General features: G+C 57.1%; 15 protein-coding genes, 1 tRNA gene and 1 pseudogene. 13 read left to right on the top strand and 4 right to left on the bottom strand.

What is annotated here, in order from left to right:
- The first annotated feature begins 122 nt into the window (after window positions 1-122).
- The 3 genes from CCHOA_RS05385 (at window position 123) to meaB (ending at window position 5,800) form a co-directional block, all read left to right on the top strand.
- Window positions 123-2,003, top strand: coding sequence for a methylmalonyl-CoA mutase family protein (locus CCHOA_RS05385; RefSeq protein ID WP_123927881.1), 1,881 nt, complete (start codon window positions 123-125; stop codon window positions 2,001-2,003).
- Between the two features lie 11 nt (window positions 2,004-2,014).
- Complete coding sequence (scpA, locus tag CCHOA_RS05380; protein ID WP_123927878.1) at window positions 2,015-4,282, top strand: methylmalonyl-CoA mutase; 2,268 nt, start codon at window positions 2,015-2,017, stop codon at window positions 4,280-4,282.
- 393 nt (window positions 4,283-4,675) lie between these two features.
- Window positions 4,676-5,800, top strand: coding sequence for a methylmalonyl Co-A mutase-associated GTPase MeaB (gene meaB, locus CCHOA_RS05375; RefSeq protein WP_123927875.1), 1,125 nt, complete (start codon window positions 4,676-4,678; stop codon window positions 5,798-5,800).
- 314 nt (window positions 5,801-6,114) lie between these two features.
- Here meaB and CCHOA_RS05370 read toward each other — a convergent pair whose 3' ends face one another.
- Together CCHOA_RS05370 and CCHOA_RS05365 are read right to left on the bottom strand one after the other, a co-directional pair.
- Window positions 6,115-7,701 (bottom strand): SDR family NAD(P)-dependent oxidoreductase, encoded by a 1,587-nt coding sequence (locus CCHOA_RS05370; protein WP_123927872.1) that lies wholly within the window; start codon window positions 7,699-7,701, stop codon window positions 6,115-6,117.
- Window positions 7,702-7,961: 260 nt separating this feature from the next.
- Window positions 7,962-8,047 (bottom strand) — tRNA-Leu (locus CCHOA_RS05365).
- Window positions 8,048-8,390: 343 nt separating this feature from the next.
- On the opposite strand from CCHOA_RS05365, the gene CCHOA_RS10920 reads away from it, so the two are divergent.
- From CCHOA_RS10920 to CCHOA_RS05345, 4 genes are all read left to right on the top strand, one after another.
- The gene (locus CCHOA_RS10920; RefSeq protein WP_206425771.1) at window positions 8,391-10,295 is read left to right on the top strand and encodes an ABC transporter transmembrane domain-containing protein; all 1,905 of its coding nucleotides are present in this window, start codon (window positions 8,391-8,393) and stop codon (window positions 10,293-10,295) included.
- Window positions 10,296-10,335: 40 nt separating this feature from the next.
- Window positions 10,336-12,360 (top strand): ABC transporter ATP-binding protein, encoded by a 2,025-nt coding sequence (locus CCHOA_RS05355; RefSeq protein WP_377739986.1) that lies wholly within the window; start codon window positions 10,336-10,338, stop codon window positions 12,358-12,360.
- 113 nt (window positions 12,361-12,473) lie between these two features.
- Window positions 12,474-13,022, top strand: a complete 549-nt coding sequence (locus CCHOA_RS05350; protein WP_123927866.1) for a YbhB/YbcL family Raf kinase inhibitor-like protein — start codon at window positions 12,474-12,476, stop codon at window positions 13,020-13,022.
- A gap of 335 nt (window positions 13,023-13,357) precedes the next feature.
- On the top strand, window positions 13,358-13,762 hold the full coding sequence (locus tag CCHOA_RS05345) for a hypothetical protein (protein ID WP_123927863.1): 405 nt from the start codon (window positions 13,358-13,360) through the stop codon (window positions 13,760-13,762).
- A 152-nt stretch (window positions 13,763-13,914) separates the two neighbouring features.
- On the opposite strand, the gene CCHOA_RS05340 is transcribed toward CCHOA_RS05345, so the two are convergent.
- A complete protein-coding gene (locus CCHOA_RS05340) occupies window positions 13,915-15,033 on the bottom strand; it encodes a quinone-dependent dihydroorotate dehydrogenase (protein WP_123927860.1) in 1,119 nt (372 codons plus the stop codon).
- Between the two features lie 176 nt (window positions 15,034-15,209).
- Complete coding sequence (locus tag CCHOA_RS05335; protein WP_123927857.1) at window positions 15,210-16,328, bottom strand: hypothetical protein; 1,119 nt, start codon at window positions 16,326-16,328, stop codon at window positions 15,210-15,212.
- A gap of 656 nt (window positions 16,329-16,984) precedes the next feature.
- On the opposite strand from CCHOA_RS05335, the gene CCHOA_RS05330 reads away from it, so the two are divergent.
- The 6 genes and pseudogenes from CCHOA_RS05330 (at window position 16,985) to aspA (ending at window position 24,499) form a co-directional block, all read left to right on the top strand.
- Window positions 16,985-17,812: an undecaprenyl-diphosphate phosphatase gene (locus CCHOA_RS05330; RefSeq protein ID WP_123930868.1), complete on the top strand. Its 828-nt coding sequence runs from the start codon at window positions 16,985-16,987 to the stop codon at window positions 17,810-17,812.
- Between the two features lie 273 nt (window positions 17,813-18,085).
- Window positions 18,086-19,255: pseudogene (mshC, locus tag CCHOA_RS10915) on the top strand (cysteine--1-D-myo-inosityl 2-amino-2-deoxy-alpha-D-glucopyranoside ligase); the annotation flags it as partial.
- A gap of 978 nt (window positions 19,256-20,233) precedes the next feature.
- Complete coding sequence (locus CCHOA_RS05320; protein ID WP_206425829.1) at window positions 20,234-20,977, top strand: HAD family hydrolase; 744 nt, start codon at window positions 20,234-20,236, stop codon at window positions 20,975-20,977.
- Window positions 20,978-21,223: 246 nt separating this feature from the next.
- On the top strand, window positions 21,224-21,487 hold the full coding sequence (locus tag CCHOA_RS05315) for a phosphoribosyl-ATP diphosphatase (protein WP_123927851.1): 264 nt from the start codon (window positions 21,224-21,226) through the stop codon (window positions 21,485-21,487).
- 105 nt (window positions 21,488-21,592) lie between these two features.
- A complete protein-coding gene (gene hisG, locus CCHOA_RS05310) occupies window positions 21,593-22,438 on the top strand; it encodes an ATP phosphoribosyltransferase (RefSeq protein ID WP_123927848.1) in 846 nt (281 codons plus the stop codon).
- 504 nt (window positions 22,439-22,942) lie between these two features.
- Window positions 22,943-24,499, top strand: coding sequence for an aspartate ammonia-lyase (gene aspA / locus CCHOA_RS05305; RefSeq protein ID WP_123927845.1), 1,557 nt, complete (start codon window positions 22,943-22,945; stop codon window positions 24,497-24,499).
- The last annotated feature ends 174 nt before the right edge of the window (window positions 24,500-24,673 follow it).

Below are 24,673 nucleotides of genomic sequence, written 5' to 3'. Positions count from 1 at the left end.
TGGGATTGCTGGTGTGGGATGTTTACACCAGGATGCATCACCTGTGCCAGGCAGTTGGCACGGGTTACCGAGATAGAACACATGGTTTATTCAACCGTCAACAAAAAGAGAGAAGGACCGCTATGACGCACAAGAGTGACGCGCCTAGTGTGGCCCTGCCAGCAGACTTCGATGACCAATATCAAGATTGGTACAAAGCTGTGGCAGGTGTGTTCGCCCGGGTGCAGCGCAAAGATGTGGCTGACGTGCCGCTAGATGTGTGGAAGAAACTTGTCAAAACCACCTACGACGGCATTGACGTCAATCCGCTGTACACCCGCGCCGATGAGGTGAGCGAACAAGCCGAGCCGGGTGTGTTTCCCTTCGTCCGCGGCCAGGGTGTCAGCGATGCTGATGCAGCAGGCTGGGGAGTAACCGAACGCTTCGGCGGTACCGGCTATGAGTCGGCAAAAGCTACTAATGAAGCCCTGCTGCATGCGTTGATGAACGGCACCACCCGTGTGGTGCTGGATTTGAGTCATGGACTGCGCGCCGACGAGCTTTCCACCGTATTGGAAAAAGTACTGCTGGAATATGTTCCAGTTCGTTTAGAGGCTGGCGCAGACACAGAAGCTGCAGCTGAAGCACTCTACCAGGTGGTTGATATTCAAGACGCAGCCGATAAAGCCTGCCTGGAGCTTGGTGCTGCACCGCTGACTGCCGCAGTACAAGACGCATCCAGCGTGGATCTGGACACTGCCGTGTCATTGGCTGTTGCTGCGGACAAACGTCCCGGCTGCGTCCGCGCAGTACTTGTTGACGGTGTGCATTTGTCGAATCAGGGCGCATCGGATGCGCAAGAAATCGGCATGATGCTCGCTGCAGCCGTCGACTATGTGCGGGCACTCGTCGATGGTGGGCTCAGTGTGGAAGCGGCTGTGGGGCAGCTGTCCATGCGGTTGGCTGTCACCGATGACCAGTTCAATCAGATCGCAAAGCTGCGTGCTTTCCGTGGCGTTTGGGCACGGGTTTGTGAAGTTCTTGGGGTGCCAGAAGCAGCTGCTTCCACCCCGCAACATGTGCAAACCGCGCCGGTAATGTTTAGCCAGCGCGACCCGTGGGTGAACATGCTGCGCACCACTGTTGCTGCGTTTGCCGGCGGGGTCGGTGGCGCCACTGATGTGGAAGTGCTGCCTTTTGATGCCGCGGTTCCTGGCGGTTTGCCGAACACTTCCCGCAGCTTCGCTACCCGTATCGCGCGCAACACCAACCTGCTGCTGTTAGAAGAATCCCATCTCGGATTCGTCGTCGACCCAGCTGGTGGCTCCTACTATGTGGAAGCGCTCACCGAGGAACTTGCCGATAAAGCATGGGCAGTGTTCCAAACCATTGAAGAGCAAGGCGGCTACCGCAAAGCGCTGGAATCTGGATCGGTGCGCGAAACACTCGATGCCACCTTTGAAGCGGTGCGCAAAGATATTGCCCACCGGGTGAAGAAAGTGACCGGTATCAACGAGTTCCCGAATCTCGGTGAGCAGCCTCTGCCTGCCGAAAAGCGAGCCGAACCGGCAGGTGTGCGGCGTTTTGCGGCCGAGTTTGAAGCGCTGCGCAACCGCTCAGATGCCTACCTTGAGGCACACGGTGAGCGGCCAAAGGCGGTCCTTGTCCCGCTCGGTCCGCTGGCAAAGCACAATGTGCGCACCGGTTTTGCTACCAACTTGCTGGCAAGCGGCGGCATTGAAGCGGTCAACCCTGGCCAGCTGGTACCCGGCACAGACGATTTCGCCTCAGCTGTCGCCGGACACAAGATTGCGGTGATCTGCGGCGCCGATCCGGAATATGCCGAAACTGGTGTCGCTGCAGTCAAGGCACTGCGGGATACAGATGTCGAGATGGTACTGCTTGCTGGTGCCCCGAAGAGCTTCGCCGAAGCAGATGAAGCTGATCGTCCCGACGATTATTTGAATATGACCATCGACGCAGCCGGTTGGATGGACAAGCTGCTGACCGCACTGGGAGCGTGATTTTACCTACCATGACTATCCCGAATTTTGCCTCAACCCCCCGCACGGTCGGGGATGCGCCCAAGGCAAGCGACAGTGCTCCTGCCGCTGCTGACCAAGTGTGGGCAACGCCAGAAAAAATCGATGTGAAGCGGGTCTACACCCGCGCCGATCGGGACGCGGCTGCCGCCGGCAGCGACGATCGACCAGGGCATCCTATTGACACCTTCCCGGGCATGGTTCCGTTTATGCGCGGCCCATATCCGACGATGTACACCAATCAGCCGTGGACGATTCGCCAATATGCTGGGTTCTCAACTGCTGCGGAATCCAACGCGTTCTATCGCCGGAACCTGGCCGCCGGCCAAAAAGGCCTGTCCGTCGCATTCGACCTGGCCACCCACCGCGGCTACGACTCCGACAATGAGCGAGTCATCGGTGACGTCGGTATGGCCGGTGTCGCGATTGACTCCATCCTTGATATGCGGCAACTGTTTGAAGGTATCGACCTTGGTGCCGTGTCAGTGTCGATGACGATGAACGGTGCAGTGTTGCCAGTGCTGGCACTCTACATTGTTGCCGCCGAAGAGCAAGGCGTCGCCCCAGAGAATCTCGCTGGTACTATCCAGAACGATATTCTTAAAGAGTTCATGGTGCGCAACACCTATATTTACCCGCCGAAACCATCGATGCGGATCATCTCGAATATTTTCGAGTACACCTCGATGAAGATGCCGCGGTTTAACTCTATTTCGATCTCCGGCTACCACATTCAAGAAGCCGGTGCGACCGCCGATCTGGAGCTGGCCTACACGCTGGCCGATGGTGTGGAATATATCCGCGCCGGGAAAGAAGTCGGGCTCGATGTTGACAAGTTCGCACCGCGCCTGTCCTTCTTCTGGGGTATTTCCATGTACACCTTCATGGAGATCGCGAAGCTGCGTGCCGGTCGTCTGTTGTGGAGTGAACTCGTCGGCAAGTTTGGCCCGAAGAATAAGAAGTCGCAGAGTCTGCGTACCCACTCGCAAACCTCCGGCTGGTCACTGACCGCCCAGGACGTGTTCAACAATGTGCCACGTACCTGCATTGAGGCGATGGCAGCGACCCAAGGCCACACCCAGTCGCTGCACACCAACGCGCTTGATGAGGCGCTGGCTTTGCCGACTGACTTCTCGGCTCGTATCGCCCGTAACACGCAGCTGCTGCTGCAGCAAGAATCAGGTACGGTTCGCCCCGTCGACCCGTGGGCTGGTTCCTACTACATCGAATGGCTCACCAACGAGTTGGCGAACCGGGCACGCAAACACATCGAAGAAGTCGAAGAAGCCGGCGGTATGGCACAGGCCACCATCGAAGGTATTCCGAAGCTGCGCATCGAAGAGTCCGCTGCCCGCACCCAGGCACGTATCGACTCCGGTCGTCAAGCGCTTATCGGTGTGAACAAATACCAGGTTGCTGAAGATGAGCAGATCGAAGTGCTCAAGGTGGACAACACCAAGGTGCGCCAAGAACAGCTCGAAAAGCTTGAGCGGCTGCGTCGCGAACGCGACAATGACGCCGTGCAGGCAGCACTGGATAAGCTCACCGAAGCCTGCAAGATGGAAACGAAAGAACCCGGCGACCTGGAGCACAACCTGCTCAAGCTGGCAGTGGACGCAGCCCGCGTCAATGCCACCGTCGGTGAGATCTCCATGGCGTTGGAGAAGGTCTTTGGTCGCCACGAAGCCGAAATCCGCACCCTGTCCGGTGTGTATAAGGATGAGGTTGGAAAGGAAGGCGAAGTGTCGAACGTGAAGAAGGCCATCGCTATGGCGGATGCCTTCGAAGCAGAAGAAGGCCGCCGTCCACGTATCTTCATCGCCAAGATGGGTCAAGACGGTCACGACCGTGGTCAGAAGGTGGTTGCTTCCGCCTATGCCGATCTTGGCATGGACGTCGATGTCGGACCGCTGTTCCAGACCCCTGCTGAGGCTGCCCGTTCCGCAGTCGATAACGACGTTCACGTCGTCGGTGTGTCCTCTCTTGCTGCTGGTCACCTCACGCTGGTGCCTGCATTGAAGGAAGAACTCGCCAAGCTGGGTCGGGAAGACATCATGATTGTGGTCGGTGGTGTGATCCCACCAGGTGACTTCCAAGAGCTCTACGATGACGGTGCCGCCGCCATCTACCCACCAGGTACGGTGATTGCCGATGCTGCCATTGACATGATGGATAAGCTGGCAAAGTCCCTTGGTTTTGAGCTCAATGTCGGCGAATTCAGTGATGATTCCCCTGCGGAGGAAGCACCAGTTGCTGACTAGTGCGGCTGCACGCAGCAGTCATGCGCATTCGGCTACCACGTCGTCGCATGGTGTGCTGCAAATCCGCCACAATTAAATACAAGCAAACATTTGGTTGCCCCACCCACCACGCCAACCAGGCGTCGGGGTGGGGCAATCGAGTCTCCCAGGTGCAGGAGTTAGCTCCAGCAGTCTCCGCACCGACGCTGCTGCCACCTGCCTGCTCTGGCGCAATTGATTTCTCTTTTGTGCTCTAGACCGGTGTAGGCAACATTTGTTGGTTGCACTCGTTCCTGCCCCGGGGAGGCTTGCACTCCAAGACTTTTTATACAATACCCAATCGCTTACCAATCACCCTTGTGACGGCACCCCGCACTGGGTCAGACGTCGGATTAGGACGGTGAAAGTATCCCCATGGCTATCAACCCTCAGGATTATCTGGAACAGCATCATCCCGGTTCCGCGTTGCTGACCACCGGTGGCACCGATTTGGGGGATGTCACCGCAGTTGCCCCGGAGATCGTTACCCGCGCCCGACGTCGCATCGATGTCGATGAGCTCTACCACGGCGTTCGGTCGGGGAACCGGGCGCTGATTGCCCGGTCGATTACACTGCTCGAATCGACGGCTCCCGCCCACACAGTGCTCGCGCAAGAACTGCTTGTGAAACTCTTACCGCACTCAGGCAACGCGCTGCGGGTCGGGATCACTGGGGTACCAGGGGTTGGCAAGTCGACCTTTATCGAAGCACTCGGCATGAAGTTACTTCGGGATGGGCACAAGGTTGCCGTACTTGCCATCGACCCGTCGTCGACGAAAACTCGCGGCTCAATTTTGGGTGATAAAACCCGGATGGCGAAACTGTCAGCTGAAGAACATGCCTATATTCGTCCATCCCCGTCAGCTGGCACTTTAGGCGGGGTGGCGAAAGCCACCCGCGAATCAATGGTGGTTTTCGAAGCGGCAGGCTTTGACACGATCCTCGTTGAAACCGTCGGTGTTGGACAAAGTGAGGTGACTGTCGCCAACATGGTGGACTGTTTCACCTTCCTTGCCTTGGCCGGCGCAGGGGATCAGCTGCAAGGAATTAAAAAAGGTGTCCTTGAAATGGCGGATCTTGTCGCCATTAATAAAGCTGACGGCCCCAATGTGAAACATGCGAAGCGGGCTGCCCGGGATCTTGCTGCCGCTTTGCGCATGGTGCAGTCAGAAGATGCATTGTGGAAGACACCGACAATGACCATGTCAGCCGTCGAAGGTGACGGCATTGACGCTTTTTGGGATACCGTGCTGCAACATCATGAGGCGATGCTTGCATCCGGTCGATTCGAGATGACCCGGCGCGAACAGCAGGTTGGCTGGATGTGGTCTATGGTTCACGAAACGCTGCTCGGGCGGCTCAATACGAACCCCGATGTGCGCGCTACTCGCAAACTTGTCGAAGATCAGCTCCGCCACGGGCAGATTACCCCAACCTTGGCTGCGGAACGGGTGTTGCGTGCGTTTGATGGTGATACCTCAGCTGTGCCGAAGTTGTAACCCCCAAGCTCCGGGGTGGTTTGTGCAATTGGCGGGTGTATGCCGCGAATGCGAAGACGTCCGTGTCGGATCGCGGCTGCACCCTTGGGTTGGGGGATCATGGTTCGGCTCGGGTTTTGCTTGTCATAGCTGTGGTGCGCATGATCTTGGCTGGGGCGACGCACCTGCCTGTACATACTTGTAGGTTGGCGACCCGGCACCAAGCAGCATTTGCGACTTGCTATCACCGGTAGCATGCACAGGGGAGTAGGGAAGAGCAGCATCGAGCAACCATGAGCTGCAGGATCTGGTGTTTTTCTGTGATGCGGTTCGGTCTACCAGGGTGACGGTTTATAGTCTTTTAAGAAGCATCCGTAGAGGTCAACACCGTTTTCACCTTGGACGATCGGGTCATACACCCGCGCGGCGCCATCGACTAAATCCAGCGGCGCATGGAAGCCTTCTTGGGCTAGGCGCGCTTTGGTGGTGTGTGGGCGCTCATCGGTGATCCATCCGGTGTCGACTGCGGTCATTAAGATGCCGTGCTCAAAGAGTTCTTGTGCACTGGTGCGGGTGAGCATATTGAGTGCAGCTTTTGCCATGTTGGTGTGCGGATGCCCAGGCCCCTTGTAGCCCCGGGAGAATACTCCTTCCATGGCGGAGACGTTGACAATATATTTCCGCCGCGCGGGGGAGGCTTCCAGGGCGGGGCGGAGCTGATCGATGAGAATAAACGGCGCGGTCGCATTACACAGCTGCACTTCGAGCATCTCTACTGCATCGACTTGCCCGATGGTTGCCACCCACGAGTTGTGATCGACAAGATCGGGTATCAGGCCACCTGCGTCAATTGCTGTGCCGTTGTCTACTCGGGCAAGATCCGCAGCACCGCCGGTCATTGCTAAGGCCGCCAATCGGGAGGCCTGAATCTGTTCCTGGGCTCTCCGTGTAGTCGAATTTGCCGCTTCCTCATTGCCTGTTTCGACGCTGAGTTCGTGGCCTGCTTGTGCTGCTGTCTCTGATGGTGTCCCGGCGGTGAGCGCTTGCCCAGGGGTGCCGTCACCCACTAGATGGTGGGGATGCAAATGGGATGTTGATCCGAAAATCGTGAGGTCTACTTCGCTCTCTTTGCCTGCGAGGGGGGCTTGTTCCGCGTCGACAAGTCCCGAATAGGCGCCGGGCAGTCGGCGAACGGTTTGTGCCGCATTGTTGATTAAAATATCGAGCGGTCCGGCACTGGCGACTTTGCGTGCAACGGCTACGACTTGTCGGGGATCCCGCAGATCCACCCCGATGACATGCAGACGATCAAGGAAGGTGTCGGCGTCTGCTATTGCAGTGAATCGGCGCACAGCGTCGCGTGGGAACCTGGTGGTGATTGTGACATCGCAGCCGTCGCGCAGCAGTTTTAAGGCAATATACATCCCAATTTTTGCCCGCCCACCGGTGAGCAATGCGCGCCTTCCGGTTAAGTCGACGCGGGCTTCCCGCCGGGCATGATTATCTGCGGCACAGGTAGGGCAGAGCTGATGATGAAAAGAGTCAACCAGGGTGTAGGGCTGTTTGCAGATATAACAGTTTTGTGGACGGTGCAGTTTTCCGGCGAAACCGTACGGGGTTGCCACCGCACCAGGGGTGTGACTGTTTGCCAGCGCCTTATTTGGGCTGATGAGTAGCCCGGCTGTTTCATCATCAATCCGCCGCGGATGGGCAGTTGCGGTGGCGGCGAGTACTTGCCGATCTGCTTGCCGTATGCGCTGTTTGGCCGCATTGCGGCGGGAACGCTTCACTGCTTTAAACAATTTGCTTACCGCGTGCTGCAGTGTAACTGAGTCGGGGTGGGTGGGATCGAGTGCGCCTGCTTGCTCAAGCACCCGCAGCGCGCAAGCAAGTTCAGTGGGGTCGATTGCATCCTGTGACATGAAACCTCTTGCTGGTAGCGAGTAACAGTGGACTTGGTGCGCGAGGATATCGAGCAAATCTGAGGGACGCTGTTTATCCCGGAATTGTGGTGGCCAACTGTGTCATCACAATAGCCGGTGCGGGCAGCGATCGTCAGTGTAGCGTTCGCGACACCCGCGCTGCGGCGAAGGGAATCGGGGAGACTTGCGAATATCTCCTGGTGATATACAACGAAGCGGCGATGCGCTGGTGTCTACCGTTGCATCGCCGCTTCTTCAAGTGTCCGGAGGGGGACTTGAACCCCCACGTCCGTTAATAGGACACTAGCACCTCAAGCTAGCGCGTCTACCATTCCGCCACCCGGACAGTGGTCTTTTGCCCGCTGCCTTCCGGCTGGGCGTTAACTACTTTAAACCTCCACTGTGGAATCCACAAATTGCCTGCATACAATCTGTTTTTCTGCAACGCTATCCGGCACGGTCCGCAAGTTGGCTCACGCACCTGTGGAAACCCCTCGGCAGCAGCGTTGGGTGCGGCAGGCTTGGCTGGTGTGAGGGGTGTTGGCCGCCCTGCGCACCGCGGACGGCAACAACCAGTGATATCCCCCGTGACGGTCGCACAATTTTCTGTGTGACGAACGCGCCGACAACACAGCAAACACGCCCTTGTCCTGGGAGGCTACTGCGCCAGGTTCTGTATTATGTGAGCCATGACGGTTACGGCTGCGCAACAAGTTCCCGCAAAGGCGAATATCAGTCGGTGGTTTGGTTGGCTCACCCCGCCCAGCCCGCAAACCTATGGGGCAATCGTTGCCGCCAATCCGACAATCACCCCACGTCGACTAGCGTGGCGGATCGTCAAACATCAACCAGCAGTCACCCTCGGCGGGGTGATATTTGTCTTGCTGTTGAACCTCGGGGGCGTCGTACTTTCGCGGCTACTTGGAGAAGCCACCTCCACCATTTTCGTTGCTGCGACGATGACGCAGGTCGCTATCTTGCTGTGCGTATTCATGGCTCTTGAAGCCTTCCGAACAATCGCGGAAGTCATCAGTGATACAGCATTAACGGCCACTGAGTTGCGCAGCCAACACACGTTGCGCCTGGAACTTGTGCAGCGCCTCATGGATGAAGGAATGCCCGCCCGCGCCCCGGGCTGGGTGATGAACACCATCGATGAAGATGTCACCGCAGTGGCAGGTATGAAAATGCTTTTGGTTTTCCCTTTGGGCATGGCCGCCAGTGCACTGTTTACCGCGCTGCTGTTTGTCACCATCTCACCTTGGATCAGCCTCTGGTTGGGGGTGTTTATTGTGCTCACAGTGATAGTCGGTCTCCAGTCCGGAAAACCAGTGGCAAAGGCTGCGGCCGCACGCCGCGCTAAGGAAGCACACGCGGTGGCGTTAGCAACCGATTACGCCTCAGGGGTGCGAGTGGTAAAGGGCCTGGGGGCGACGAGCGCTGCAACAACACGGTTTGGGACGGCTAATGGTGAGGCGCTTGCAGCCATGCTGCGAGAAACGAAAATTGATTCGGTGATGTTTGCCTTGCGGGGAATTATCCCGGCGGTAGGGGCGTTTGTCCTGGTGGGCTGGTGTGGTTTTGCCACATTAGCTGGACAAATGCAGCAGCCGGATTTCGTTACCGCAGCCCTGCTCATCCCGACAACGCTGATCGTCAGTGGGCATGCGATCGGGTTTCTCGTCGATGTTTATTCCCGTGCACTGGCATCTGCTGAACGGATTTTACAGCTGCGGCATGAGGCAGGTCGTAAGTTGCAGACGGATTCTGCAACTGTCAACAAACCAAACGTCGCTGACATGCAGTATCCCTTGCAACCTGGCACCCGGGCGATGGAATCCCGATCTATTACTGCAGCAAATGCCACGGATACCACGTCTGCTGCTTCTGCTACCAGTCAACGGATAGAAGCCTTACCTGCCGGGCTGGTAGTGGTGACCGATACCAACGTCGACGAACGTACGCTATTGGCGCAGCAGCTGTCTGCTGTTTGTCCCGAATCGGCGGTGGTTGCTCCGCATGCGGTGCATTTGTGGGAAGGGGATCTTGCCGACAATGTCAATCCCCAGCGCACCATCGCGCAAGCGTCACAATCAGCTGTACTTTATGCGGCAAGCTGCGAAGACATTATTATCCGGCTTGGTGGCGATGGGATTGATGATCCTCTGCCGACGACTCGGATTGGGGAATCAGGGCTCAACCTCTCCGGGGGTCAGCGGCAGCGGGTCGCCCTTGCCCGGGTGCTCGCCACGAATCCTTTCCTGCTCATCCTGGATGAGCCCACCTCCGGGCTTGATGCGGTCACCCTCGATCGGGTAGCCAACCGAACTGCCCAACTACGGAAACATCAGTTGACGATTATTTTTTCAGCCGATCGGGCATGGCGGGCGGTCGCCACTGCAACCGTCAGCGGTGCTGCAGCCGCCCAAGAACTATTCGCCAAGTGGGCAATTGTTTCCGGCGATACCAACGCGGCTACCACCGATTCGACCACTGACACCACAGTACTACGCCTGGCACATATCGAAAACACCACACCAGAAACCGACTGGAAGCGAGGAACCACCGGCGAAGGAGTACGTCGTGAACAGTGACAACACCAACGCAAATCATGAGCCGTCGCCTGCGCACCCGATGCACCACCATCGGCACCCCCTTGCCGCCGAACACACGCTAGGAACCACTGACGAAAACGCAGTACCTGACACACACCCTGCTGCGGCCACGCCAACCACGCGGCATAATCCTGCTGATGCGCAGCCGGAATCCCAGCAAGACGGAGAAGCTGATGACGCACTCTTGCCGGCCTCCGGGGCTGAGAGTTGGGCAATGCTGCGCAGTCTCGAAGGTGGGTTAACCACTGGCCGCATCCTGACGATCGTATCGACCACGGTGTTGCTTGTCGCCACGATTATCGCAACCAGTACCCTGTGGGGCAGGCTCGTCGACCTGCTGCGCGGCCAAGCAGTAGGACCGTTTCCTGCCACCACCAATGGTTTTCTCTGGATGCTCATTGCCTGCGGGATATGTATGACTGGGGAAGTAATACTGCGCCCCCTGCTTGCCTACCAGCTGGCCGTGCGTAGCCGCCATATTGCCGTCGAATTACGTGCGCGCTGTGTAAGTAGTGTGCTTGCCACCGAAATCCCGACGATCATGGAGCTTGGCACCGGCAACGTCATCACCCGGTTGACTTCCGATATTGACAAGGCAGTTAACGTTGTTCGCAATATCGGTTCCCGGGCGCTTACGACCATGGTGATGCTGCCGCTGTCGCTGGTGGCACTGTCATTGATCCACTGGCACTATGCAATCCTTACCGTCGCGGTCATTGTGATCAGTGTTCCCGCTCTGCGCTACGCCATCAAAGAGGTGCCAACGATCGTCAACCGGCACAGTGTGGCCGATGCGCATCGCAACGCCACGTTGCTTGACACCATTCGCAGCGAACCAACACTGCGTGCCTTGTCGCTTGAACAGTGGGCAATCAGGCGCATGAGCCAAGCATCATGGGGCAGTGTCCGGGCAGCGATGCGGCAACAGCTACTGCTCAATAAGCTCCTCATAGTCGCCTCAATCCTCTTCTTCCTCCTGGAGATCGCAGGCATTATTCTCGGCGTGTGGGGAACTCACACCGGGGCGATGACCGTCGGCCAGGCAACCGCAGCAGTACTGCTCATTAGCCGCCTTGAGATCCATATTTTCAATCTCATGATGTTTGCCGGCTCCATCCAGCAAGCTGGTACCGCTTTTGGACGAGCAGTAGCACTAGCACAGCTCACCCCGCCGGAGACAGCAACGATGCAGGGGAGGCCACTGCCGGGAAGCGACGAGATTCGCCAAGCCGATATTGTGCTCGACGGGGTTACGGTCGCCTATCACGACGGTGCCCCAGTAATCGATAACTGCCATCTCACCTTTCACGGTGGTACTTCCACCGCCCTAGTGGGTGCATCTGGGGCAGGCAAATCAACCATCGCCCAAGTCATTGCGGGTCTCCTTCGCCCCACCAGCGGACGAATCCTCATCGGTGGGGTGGACACCGCCGCCGTGAGCGACACTTGGCTTGCCGCGCAAGTGCAGCTCATCACCCAGGAGATGCACGTATTCTCCGGGACACTGCGACAAGATTTACACTTTGCCCACCCCGCGGCCGATGATGCGCAACTATACAAAGCCTTAGCCGAAGTTGGACTCACCCCAGATACCCTCGCCTGGCAGCGCTCACTGCCAGACGGCCTAGATACATTAATCGGTGCCGGCCACGATGATCTTGATCCACTAGTCATCCAACAAATCACCCTGGCGCGCACCCTGCTTGCTGATCCGCCCATCGTCATCATGGATGAAGCCACCTCAGAGGCGAACTCCGCCGCAGGTGCGGCGCTCACCCGTGCAGCGACGACCGTAGCAAATAGTAGAACCTCGATTGTGGTCGCACATCACCTGCAGCAGGCCCAAGCCGCCGATCGCATCGTGTTTATCGACAACGGCACAGTCATTGAAGATGGCAGCCCACAACAGCTACTCGCCGCCGGTGGCGCCTATGCGCAGCTCTATCAACGCTGGCTCGGCACCCAAAACCAAGCAAATCAACCAGCTATCGCAGAACCATCACCCACCAGCCACCATCCAACCAACCACCCCGACCCCACCTAAAGCCCGAACAAGACAACCGGTGAAAACACCCACCTGCGGCAAGTCACCTGCCGCTTACCAACCACCGAAACCATCCCGTCACAGAAAGGCAAGTTTCGGTATAACTGGAAAGTATGACCGCAGACTATGTTGATCCCCGATTCCCAGGTCCAGACCCGTATGCGGCACTGGACAGCATTCCCAACAGCATCACCGTAACCTCAACCGATTTTGAGCGCGGTGGTCAATTTGCCCAAGCACAGCTTGGCGGCAACGATGTTTCCCCACAGCTGACAATCACCAACCTTCCGGAAGGCACCAAATCACTAGCAATTACCTGCTTTGACCCGGATGCGCCAACCGCTGCCGGATTCTGGCATTGGGCAGTATGCAACATTCCCGCCGACATGACTGAAATTCCCACCGGCCACGGCGACGCCACGTTCGGCAACACCCCAGGGGCGCTAGTTTTGCACGGCGATGGTGGCAAACAAGGCTACTACGGTCCGCAACCACCAGCGGGACACGGTCCCCACCGATACCTGTTCGCCGTTCATGCACTCGACACCGAAAAGCTTGACCTCGACGAAAACACCACCCCGACGGTGCTTGGATTCAATCTCTACTTCCACAGCATTGCCCGTGGTATCACCTGGGGTTGGCACGAAAACCACGCAGAATAACAGCACATACAGCCACCGCGAGGATTTTCACACCCGAACAAAAACACCCGCCACATAGCGCACCCTGCAGCGCCAAACCACATCACTTTGGCGCTGCAGCCGCTCTATGCGGCCACCCCCAGTGTGTTCCTGTTGCGCCGCTGATTGGCAACCACCGGAAACAACACCAATCGCACCACAGCGAACCTCGACTCAGCACTACTGCAACCACAGTAAGCACAAACCCTGCGGTACCGACGAGCCCAGCAGCTGCACCACCATGACGCGACCACAGTGTTAGCGCAAAGACGCGAAAATCCCGCCAATGGTGCTATGACCTTAGGTACACTGATGCAATGGCTGCTCAACAAGCTCACCGTGAAGCAACTCTCATCTCCCCGGCATTGCGCGCCGGGGGTGCATTTATTGTGCTGGCATTCGTCTTGTTTTTGACGTTTGTCCTGCACATTGTCACCCAAGGATTCACCACCCCGTTTCCAGTCACGGTTCGCCTGCCACTGCTGCTAATCGCCGCGGTGGTGTGGGCGTTGTTTGGTTCCGTCGGACAGCGTCACACCGACCCCAAACGACGCACCATCGTACTTGTGGTTGTGGTAGCAATCATTATCGCTTCAGTGCTGATCCCACCCTATGTACTCACCGTGATCGCCCCCGCCTGGCTTGTCGGCTACGGAATAGTCGCCCTCTTGGCAGGCTTGATCCTGCGGCAAAAGCATGCGGCAGTCGCAAGCACACCATAGTGCCTTTAGTGTCCTTGGCATTGCAATAAGCACTACTCGCAGGCGCGCATGCCCGCACATACAACGAGACCAGGTTCGCTTCCGCATTTGCGGGAGCGAACCTGGTCATTGTGCAAGCTACGACTTGATCCAAGACGCAAAGGGGATTCGGGTCAGGCGTCCACATCAATCCACGGTTTGTGCTGGCCTACTGCTTCCTGCAAATTGCGGAAACCGTATGCGCGCAGCTGTTGCGCAATCCCGTGATGGATATCGCGCACCCACATCGGCCCGCCATAGATGAATGGCGTGTAGCCCTGCAGCAGGGTAGCGCCAGCTTGAATTCGCTCCCAGGCTTGTTCCGCAGTCGTAATTCCGCCCACGCCCACAACGACAAGCTTGTCGCCAACCCGATCATATACGCGGCGAATAACCTCAAGTGATCGTTGCGCTACCGGTGCCCCAGATAACCCACCGGCACCCATCGCTGCTACTTCGTCTGCTGGGGTTATCAAACCGTCGCGGGCAATGGTGGTGTTTGTCGCCACAATCCCAGCCAGACGAAGATCCACGGCAAGATCACAGACCGCATCAATATCCTCGTCACTCAGATCAGGTGCAATTTTGACCAACACCGGCGATGAAGTGTGCGCGGTCACCGCCGATAAGATTGGCCGCAGCGAGCTGACTGCCTGCAAATCACGCAATCCGGGTGTGTTCGGCGAAGAGACATTGACTGTCACAAAGTCAGCTAAATCACCCAACAATTGCGCTGACATCGCATAATCATCGGCAGCATGAGCGGCATCCACCACTTTCGTTTTGCCAATGTTAATCCCGATCACATGATCGGTGTCCCGGCGGCGGAGATGATCCGCGGCAGCCTCGGCGCCCACATTGTTAAAACCCATCCGGTTGATAATTGCTTTATCTGCAGGTAACCGGAAAAGGCGGGGGGTAGGGTTGCCCGGCTGCGGATAGGCGGTAATCGTGCCGAGCTCAGCGTAGCCAAAACCCAGTGATCGCCAGGCGTTTGCTGCTGTGGCATTTTTATCGAATCCTGCAGCCAACCCGAGTGGGGCAGGGAAGTCCACCCCAAAGGCTGAAACTGCAAGCAGCGGATCACGTTCGACAAATGCTCCGGCCACAACTGGATGCAACGGCTTGAGCTTTGCGTATTGGTTTAACGCCCCAATCATGAGGTGGTGGATGGTTTCCGGGTCAAGCCGAAACATCGCTTTGAGCGCAATCGGATAGATTCGGTCATAGAGCGGATGGCGTAAAGCAGACATGATAACGGTTAACACCTGATCCAATCGTGTGGTCACACCGCAACTTCAGCAGCTACCCGGTGCGATTGAACCACCGAAAAGCCATAAAAGGTGTAGGCGCGGTTATTGCTGGTTGCCGCGCAACACACTGTCAACAGCAGGAAGCGGCAGCATCGATCAACGTAAAAGAAGAAAAACTATTCGCCCCGCAGCGTTGCGAGCGCGTCAGCCGACAGAACATCCAAGGTGCCGTTAGCGCTTAACGTCACCACGTTGTCGCCGACGACGACTACTGAGCGAATATCAGCAGCCGTTGGGACTTGCCCGACGAGACTTGGCACACCCTGGTGAATATCGTAGGAACTCAACATGTTGTCAGCAGTCGTTGAGACGTAGATCAACTGTGCTTGTTCATCCCAGGCGACAGCCCACGGGGATTTACCTGTGGTTTGGGTTTGATGCAACATAATCAGCGGACTTGAGGTAAACACCATTAGTTGGTTGTTGCGCTGGTCTGTTGCAGCGATCGTGTTGTCGCCGGCAGCGATAAGTTGGGCGATGCCACGGCCACCCCGCAGATATGCGGCATCATGTTCCGCCAATGACACGCCGCCGATTTTTGATTTCTCATCGTTGACGCTGACAACACCGTCCAAATAGTCGGCGGCGGGAACTGCTACAAGACTATCGGATACTTGGTCGAGTTTGATCGTCTTCCCGTCGTCCACAGCAATGCCGCTGCTTGCCACCGGATACACAGTAAGCTGCGTATCAGCATCAGATCCGACGACAAGCGAATCCTCACTGGTGAGGGTTGCACGATTGATTGCTGAGGCGACGGTTGCAGTCAGAGGGGAGTCCAGCTTATCGAGTGGATAAATCGTGACTGTTGCCGAAGCGGCAGCATCGTCGGTTGGACATGAAATCGTCACAGCACCTGCTGGAAAAGCAGTCGTGGTGGGAGCAACAGCGATCGGTCCGCAGCTTTGACTTATTGCAACAACGTCAGCGGTGCCATCGGTGATTGCGGCAAGGTCACCGACTGCTATGCCACGTGGACCTTGCACAATAAGCGTGTTCTTGACTGAATGGAGCGCAACTGGGCTGCCGCCAAGCGCGGTAGTCAAGCTGGAGTTGAGCTGCACCGGATTCGCAGCTGGGGCTGCCGGGGAATCAGCTGGAGTCGCATTGCCGAAGAGAAGCGCTTGCTCATCGACTCGTTGTTCTTGCGGCGAATCACTGGAACAACCAGCAAGAAGACCGCTGACAACAAGCAGCGAAACCAGCATTGTTCGGCGTACCTTTGGTGTGCTCACGGGGTTTACCCTACCATTGCACGTCCTGAAGGCCAGAACGTTTCTTCCCTGCGCACGCTCCAGGAACACCGATGAACGGAGCACCGCCGCGACACGACTGCGGGTATTGATCAACGTTGGATCACGCTATGACGACACACAACCTCGTCGTCGTAACGGTACGCCGCGTTATCCTTGCTGACTCAGTCAGAGATCGGATGAACATTGCAGCAGATACGTACCGGTACCGACCGGCCGCCAAGTCCTAGTGGAACACAAGGCCAGATTCTGCTTCTTTGTGTATTCCACTTTCTATTTTTCTTTCCATGCCGACCCCGGTTGTGCTTCCGGTTGGGGTCACCGGAAATATTTAACAACGAAGTATGCCGACGCTTGCGGTGTGTTGTGCGGGCAAGCGCACCTGTCGATCAGAATCGGCGCTTGTGCGAGCCAAAACGCAGCTGCAGCACACAACACCAGCTCGGCTACCCCGAAGCACCTCACAAGCTTGCCGAAAGGGGAGCGTGGAAGCGTGCGAGCAATACTCCATGTGGTGATGTGGTGTAGCCTTTGAGGCCGTGATCTCACTTTCTTCTTTAGCGACTGCGGTTGCCCCTGTCACACAGTTTTTCTCTGCGGCGAAAGACAGTCTTACGCAAGCCACCCAAGCAAGCGACATGACCTGGCCGCAGACGATTGTGCTGTCTGTAGTGCAAGGGCTAACCGAGTTTTTGCCTGTTTCCTCCTCTGGTCACCTGCGCATTATCTCTGATCTGCTGTTCGGCGAGGATGCCGGCGCTTCGTTTACTGCTGTGATCCAGCTGGGGACCGAAGCTGCAGTACTGGTCTATTTTGCAAGCGATATTTGGCGCATCATCAAGGGCTGGGTTCGGGGGCTAACGAATAAGGCGGCGCGCGGCCTGGACTATCGCATGGGTTGGATGGTCATCGCCGGGACCATCCCGGTGGGTGTGTTGGGCTATTTAGGTAAAGATCTCATCCGGGAAAACCTGCGCAACATGTGGATTACCGCAGCCGTACTGATCGGGTTCTCGCTGGTGTTCATTGCAGCCGAACGCTACGGCAACAAGCGTCGAACGATGGACACATTAACCATGAAAGACGCTCTCGTCATGGGGTTTGCGCAGTGTCTTGCACTTATTCCAGGGGTGTCGCGCTCTGGTGGCACGATTAGTGCGGGGCTGTTGCTTGGCCTTGAGCGGGAAGCAGCGGCCAGGTTTTCCTTCTTGCTTGCCATTCCAGCCGTGCTCGCCTCCGGATTGTTTAGTCTGCCTGATGCCTTTAACCCCGAGGCGGGGCAAGCTGCTTCGGCAAGCCAGCTCGCTGTTGGCACGTTGATCGCATTCGCGGTGGGCTATGCGTCAATTGCGTGGCTGTTGAAGTTTGTTGCCCACCACTCGTTTGCTTGGTTTGCGGCCTACCGTATCCCGGTCGGTGTAGTGGTGATGGGACTGCTTGCAGCAGGCGTATTACATCCAATGTAGCTGCTGGCCAGAAAAAAGCCTTACCTGCTTGCGGCTCGACGGCGGGGAGCAGTCAGCAAGGCATCGGCGCGAAGAGCTACGCTGCCATCTTCTTCAACCACCACCAATTCGCCGAGTATGTTGTTTAAGCACGCAACTGAGCTCCTTGCAAAAGAACTACGGTGCACAAGTTCGCTTGGGCACCGTGGCTGAAGATGCTGCGTGTCCGATGTACCTGGTTGGTTGTGGTGGTTTTTTTCGCGCCTGGGACGAATGGGACGTATTGTATGGGGCATGCGTTCGTGGCCACAGCCGAAACTTTATCCACTGTCGAAAACCCCGGTACAGCTGCAGTTATTTGATGCTGCAGCAGATGCGGTCACCCCAATACCGCTGCCGGCGAAACCTGGTGAACTAGCCGGTCTCTACGTGTGTGGCATCACCCCGTACGACGCCACTCATCTGGGTCATGCGGCCACCTATGTTGCGTTCGATGTGATCCACCGTTTCCTCCTCGACATGGGATATCAGGTGCGGTTTGTGCAAAACGTCACCGATATTGACGACCCGCTTTTTGAGCGAGCTGATCGTGACGGTGTCGATTGGAAGGCGCTTGGTAACGAACAGATTGATTTGTTCCGCAGCGACATGGAAGCGCTGTCGGTGATCCCGCCGCAGGACTATGTGGCGGTCACTGACTCTATCGATGAGGTTATTGCTCTCATTGCACGGCTGGTCGAGGGAGGGGTTACCTATAGCGTTACCGACGACGAGGGGCGATCAGATCTCTACGTGTCGGTGTCTGCCACGGATCAATTTGGGTATGTGTCCAATGCTGATCGGGAAACGATGCTCGCCTTGTTTGCAGAACGCGGTGGTGATCCGGAACGTGAAGGCAAACGTGACCCGCTGGATGCGCTGATCTGGCGTGCGGAGCGACCCGGTGAACCGGCTTGGGATTCACCCTTCGGTCGGGGGCGACCAGGGTGGCATATCGAATGTGCAGCAATTGCTGCTAATAGGTTAGACCCTGGCTCTTCATTTCTTATCCAGGGCGGTGGCAGCGATTTGGTGTTCCCGCATCATGAATACACCGCCGCCCATGTCGAGGCCGCCCACGGGATTAAACGGATGGCTCGCTGGTACACCCATGCCGGAATGATTGGGCTTGATGGCACAAAAATGTCGAAGTCACTCGGCAATCTTGTGTTTGTGCACAAGCTGCTTACGCAAGGGCATCATCCAGCTGCTATCCGCTTGTCGCTGCTTGCAGGCCACTATCGAACTGATCGGGATTTCTCCGCGACCCTGTTAGCTGAGCAGCAGCGTCGTTTGGAAAGCTGGCAGCAGCTGGTTACCCACGAGGTGGATCCGGCGCTGGCTGTGGCGGTAACGGTTGCGCTTCGACAGCGCCTAGCTGATGATCTTGACACACCCGGCGCGCTGGCTGTGGTTGATGCAGCTTGTCGTCTGGTGTTGGGTGCTGGTGGATACGTCGATCCGTTCCTTCCCGCCGATGAGCATTCTGCTGTTGAACTTGTACTTGCCGCAATGATGGAGTTCGTTGCTTCGCAGCATGCAGACACCCTGGCAGCGATTGATCATCCGGGGGAATACATTGCGCATACGGTGGCAAATCTGCTCGGGGTAGCACTGCTTGAGACCTCTGTTGGTTCAGATTCTGTAACCGGGCAGGCCTGTGCACCGGTGTCTGCTGGTGATCCAAGCAATCGAAGCGATGCCGCGGCGCCCGCTCCTGCGGGTCAGGTTGCACAGTCGACTACGCAGCAGGCGGATGATGAATTTGTTTGCGATGATGCTGACTCCGCAGCGGGGTTTATTGATGAGCTGCGCTCGTATCATCAAGGGCAGCATCTTTCCCCGGAGGAAAAAGCATGCTTTGATCCGCTGCTAGATGCTGCTGTTATTGATGCGCTCGCCAAACTGTGGGATGTGCTGCCGGGGCGGCTTGCTGCCTGCACGGGTGATGCGCGCGTTTCAGCGTTTGCCGCATGGTGGGGTGAAGTTCTGTTGGTCAACGAGCAGGCTGCCGGTGAATTATTTGATGATCCAGCTGATGCGGTGCGTATCGCAGCGATTTCTGCTCAACTGGCAGCAGCCGGTGGCATTCCGGTGACCTTGGCACGGCAGATTGTGCAAACCCGTGACGCGGCAGAGCTTGCAGCAGTGCGTCAAGAACTTGGTGTGCGTTAAACCGCTCCCGGGTTTCAGGAGAAACTGCTCCCTGCCTTCGGGAGAGGTGTCTGCTGTTTACCACAGATGTATCGCAGCCAAGTGTCGGTGGCATTGCCGGTGCTAAGCTTACGGTTGCTTGCTTTTTTTCTCATCGTATTCCCGAATATCTGATTGTGCAGCCACGTTGCTGGTGCATAACCGTTGAAACGAGTGTTTGATTTGGCCTCTTCGACCAGCACACATCCTTTGTCTTTGCCGCCACAGGCTGGCCTGCCGCCAGCGATTATTTGGGATATGGATGGCACCTTGGTGGATTCCGAACCAATTTGGACTATTGCCACCTATGAGCTGTCCGAACAGCTTGGTCGCCGGCTCACCCCAGCGTTGCGGGCAACTACGATCGGCGGATCGTTTGCGAACACGTATCGGGTGGCGGCAACCCATGCAGGGATTCCGGTCACCCCAGAGGGGCAGGCGCACTGGTATCGGTGGATGGTTGCCCGGATGACTGAGCTGTTTGCCGAGCGGCTCAGCGTTGATCCGCGGGTGCGTACCATGTTGCAGCATCTCGCCGAGGCGGGTGTGGCGATGGCGGTGGCGACGAATACGCCCCGGATATTAGCTGATCCGCCGTTGCAAGTTATTGGTACAGCCCCATTTGTGACCACGATTTGTGGTGATGAGGTTGACCGCGGCAAACCCGATCCGGAAATGTATCTCACTGCCGCAGCAGCTTTGGGGGTCAATCCGGTTGACTGTTTGGTGTTTGAAGATTCCCCGACCGGCATGGCTGCCGGTGTCGCGGCAGGTATGACCGTGGTGGGGTTGCCTGGCAGCCAGGCGCCCCAGGTTCCTGCGGGGGCGATTGCGTTGGCCGAGTTTACGGGCGGGGAGACCTCCCATGCTGAGGTGCTCTACGAATTGGGTGCGACAGGGATTGCGCACCTGTGGCAGTGGCTGCAACAGCGATCCCCTTCGCTCCGGCGATAACACGGACCCGTCCTGCTAGGGAGGCGGGCAACCATATTTCGGGCAGACATCGATTTCACCTCCGTCTGCGCTGCGCCTCGTCTGCTCTATGGGTGCTGTCGTTAGGATGACTCCGCCGATCGGGAAACAGGTTCGGGGGTGAGAGGTTGTTGTTGCCCCCACAGCGCACACCTGGCATTCCATCTGGTGGAACGATCCTGCTGATGATGCCCACCATGCAACCAAAATGTGGAACAATGACTAGCCGTGAAAACCTTTGACGAGTTGTTTGCCGAATTATCAAAACGAGCAGCCGAACAGCCAGCCGGATCCGCGACAGTAGCAGCGCTTGCCGCAGGCCCGCACACGATCGGCAAAAAAATTGTTGAGGAAGCTGCCGAAGTGTGGATGGCAGCCGAATACCAGTCTGCAGAAGAATTCGCCGAAGAAGTCAGCCAGCTGCTGTATTGGACTCAAGTCATGATGATTGCCAAAGGTCTTAGCCCAAGCGACATCTATCGTCATCTTTAACCTTCCCCGTCGCCGATCACCGCCACCTGGCGTGACCACAGTGACCTGCCAAACGTTGCGAAAAGCACAGTTGTAGGCACCCCCACACAGAAAAACACGATTCCCATGTTGAAAGTTGCCCTGCCCAATAAAGGCTCCCTCTCTGAGACTGCCGTAGAAATCCTCACCCAAGCCGGATATCGCGGACGAAAAGACACCAAAACACTGTCAGTGCTGGACGAACGCAACGAAGTGGAACTGTTTTTCCTCCGCCCGAAAGATATCGCCATCTATGTTGCCGGCGGCCAACTTGATGTCGGCATCACCGGCCGCGACCTGGCGAAAGATGCCGCAGTTGAGGTGGAAGAACTCCTCAGTCTCGGCTTTGGTGCTTCCACTTTCCGCTATGCAGGACCGGCCGACGCAGCGCTAGATGTGCGACAGCTCAACGGGGCACGCATCGCCACCTCTTACCCAAATCTGGTGCGCGCGGATCTCGCGGAACGCGGCTACAACGCGGAGGTGATTCGCCTCGACGGGGCTGTTGAAATCTCCATCAAACTCGGTGTAGCAGACTTTATCGCCGATGTGGTCTCAACCGGCGGCACGTTGCGCAAACACGGCCTTGCCCCCTTTGGGGAACCCCTGCTTGCCTCAGAGGCAGTAGTGATCGCCCGGCCCGGGGCGGAAGATTCCTCCACCCGCCAGCGGCTCCTTAGCCGCATCGAAGGCATCTTGCATGCCCGCGACTATCTCATGCTGGACTACAATGTGGCCGCAGCAAATCTGCCGCAGGCACAAGCAATCACCCCGGGTGTATCTGGTCCTACGGTCTCTCCGCTCACCAGGCAAGGATGGGTGGCTGTGCGGGCACTCGTACCGCGCCGAGATGCCAACGCGATTATGGATGAGCTGTCTGCGCTTGGTGGCGAAGCAATTCTTGCCACCGAAATCAGCATCGCCCGGCTCTAAGCGTTGCCGCCGCACAACACCTGCACCCACGCAACGAATACTGCCCATCCGGTGACGGTTTTTCACAGCCAGCATTACCGAATCTAGAGATGCCCGCCGGCTTACAGCTCGATACCTGCTCCCGCTCACCAATGTTCGGCAATATGTCAGATCAAGAATCTGGCTTTGCCACCCCTGAAAGTGGGCAGGTTAGGGGTCTTTGACGCAGGAAAACCGTCAAACACCTGCAGCAGGCTTCACTGGCTTATCGCCCCCAGTACACTTGGATTCGGCTTGCTGCTTGGAACCAAGCAACGCTGAAGCAGCCGCGTTACACTATCGCCACGCTGCTTCGGCGGCATCACAGGCATCACCGCGGCACACCTGCGGCCACCAAGTCCTGCCAATCTGGTTCAAGCACAGCTGCCACCTATTGAACCACCAATATGTTGGCATATTCCGCGATATATCAGGCAGTGGTCAACCATGCCACTGCTGAGATGAGCAACCACAGATAGGCTAGTGATGGCGCGTAAATCCAAGGCAACTTCCACCGACTCGCAAACCGAGGCCACCGAGTCGACGCAACCCACCGACACCGGTGACAACCCTGCTGCTGCCACCCCAATTCAGCATGATGATGTGAAACGGACAGCCCGCGACGGCTACCGGATCGAAGTTGATCTCCTCGGCGAGATGGAAGTCCCCGACGACGCCTACTACGGGGTGCATACGTTACGCGCAATGGAAAACTTCCAAATCTCCCGCACCACCATCAACCATGTTCCGGAATTCATCCGCGGCATGGTGCAGGTGAAAAAGGCCACCGCTTTAGCGAACCGGCGACTGCACACGCTATCCGGGGAAAAATCGGAGGCGATCGTATGGGCTTGCGACCAGATTTTGGACGAAGGCCGCTGCATGGATCAGTTCCCGTTGGATGTGTTCCAAGGCGGTGCTGGTACCAGCCTAAACATGAACACCAATGAAGTGGTGGCCAATCTTGCCTTGGAATATTTAGGCCATCCGAAAGGCTCATATGACATCATCAACCCGAACGATGATGTCAATATGAGCCAGTCGACCAACGACGCCTATCCCACCGGGTTCCGGCTGGGGGTGTATTACGCGATCGGCGACCTCATCACCGCCTTCGATCAGCTGCAAGATGCCTTCCAAGAAAAAGGTCATGAGTTCATTGACATTCTGAAAATGGGGCGCACCCAGCTGCAGGATGCGGTGCCGATGACCTTAGGGGAGGAGTTCCAAGCTTTTGCCCACAATCTGGCCGAAGAACAAGCAGTGCTCAAAGACGCCGCGCAGCGTCTGCTCGAGATTAACCTGGGGGCTACAGCTATCGGCACAGGGGTGAACACCCCGGCTGGTTACCGTCACCAGGTGGTTGCCGCATTGTCAGAAGTCACCGGGCTGGAGATGAAAACTGCTCGGGATCTTATCGAGGCAACCTCCGACACCGGCGCCTATGTGCTTGCCCACGGTGCGGTGAAGCGCGCCGCAATGAAACTGTCGAAAATCTGTAACGACCTGCGTCTGCTGTCGTCTGGGCCACGGGCAGGGTTGAACGAGATTAATCTGCCACCGCGCCAGGCAGGGTCGTCGATTATGCCAGCAAAGGTCAACCCGGTGATCCCTGAGGTTGTCAACCAGGTGTGTTTTAAAGTGTTCGGCAATGATCTCACCGTGACGATGGCCGCTGAAGCAGGGCAGCTGCAGCTCAACGTGATGGAGCCGGTGATCGGGGAAGCCTTGTTCCAGTCGATCCGTATTCTGTCGAATGCGGCGAACACCCTGCGGGAAAAGTGCGTTACCGGTATCACTGCGAATCCGGAAGTGTGCCGGGCTTATGTGGAAAATTCGATCGGTATCGTCACCTACCTGAATCCGTTTATTGGCCACCACTGGGGCGATGTCATCGGCAAAGAAGCCGCCGAAACCGGCAAAACCGTGCGTGAACTGGTGTTGAAGCACAAACTCATGGATGAGAAAACCCTTGATCAAGTGCTAAGTAAAGAAAACCTCATGCATCCGGTGTTCCGCGGCAAGCTCTACCTGGAAGACTAGGTTAGGGCTTTTCAACTGAGACACAACACCCGCCACACCACCCGCACCCATCATGTGGACTTGAGCTGCTCAACCTTCTGGGTTTGTTACAGCTGTCCACCCGTTGGGGGCGGGTGGTTGTTTTTCACGGCGCGTTGCGACGGGTGATCTGTTTCTAGTCGGCTACCTGCCAGC

Origin of the sequence: Corynebacterium choanae (genome assembly GCF_003813965.1) — a bacterium.
GTDB lineage: Bacteria > Actinomycetota > Actinomycetes > Mycobacteriales > Mycobacteriaceae > Corynebacterium > Corynebacterium choanae.
The sequence above is the reverse complement of the archived record's forward strand: the minus strand, read 5'-3'. Positions and strand labels throughout refer to the sequence as shown.

Bases quoted from the DNA above. Each gene is read 5' to 3' on its own strand.
- CCHOA_RS05385 (WP_123927881.1), top strand. From the start codon at position 123: ATGACGCACAAGAGTGACGCGCCTAGTGTGGCCCTGCCAGCAGACTTC.
- scpA (WP_123927878.1), top strand. From the start codon at position 2,015: ATGACTATCCCGAATTTTGCCTCAACCCCCCGCACGGTCGGGGATGCG.
- meaB (WP_123927875.1), top strand. From the start codon at position 4,676: ATGGCTATCAACCCTCAGGATTATCTGGAACAGCATCATCCCGGTTCC.
- CCHOA_RS05370 (WP_123927872.1), bottom strand. From the start codon at position 7,701: ATGTCACAGGATGCAATCGACCCCACTGAACTTGCTTGCGCGCTGCGG.
- CCHOA_RS10920 (WP_206425771.1), top strand. From the start codon at position 8,391: ATGACGGTTACGGCTGCGCAACAAGTTCCCGCAAAGGCGAATATCAGT.
- CCHOA_RS05355 (WP_377739986.1), top strand. From the start codon at position 10,336: ATGCACCACCATCGGCACCCCCTTGCCGCCGAACACACGCTAGGAACC.
- CCHOA_RS05350 (WP_123927866.1), top strand. From the start codon at position 12,474: ATGACCGCAGACTATGTTGATCCCCGATTCCCAGGTCCAGACCCGTAT.
- CCHOA_RS05345 (WP_123927863.1), top strand. From the start codon at position 13,358: ATGGCTGCTCAACAAGCTCACCGTGAAGCAACTCTCATCTCCCCGGCA.
- CCHOA_RS05340 (WP_123927860.1), bottom strand. From the start codon at position 15,033: ATGTCTGCTTTACGCCATCCGCTCTATGACCGAATCTATCCGATTGCG.
- CCHOA_RS05330 (WP_123930868.1), top strand. From the start codon at position 16,985: ATGACCTGGCCGCAGACGATTGTGCTGTCTGTAGTGCAAGGGCTAACC.
- hisG (WP_123927848.1), top strand. From the start codon at position 21,593: ATGTTGAAAGTTGCCCTGCCCAATAAAGGCTCCCTCTCTGAGACTGCC.
- aspA (WP_123927845.1), top strand. From the start codon at position 22,943: ATGGCGCGTAAATCCAAGGCAACTTCCACCGACTCGCAAACCGAGGCC.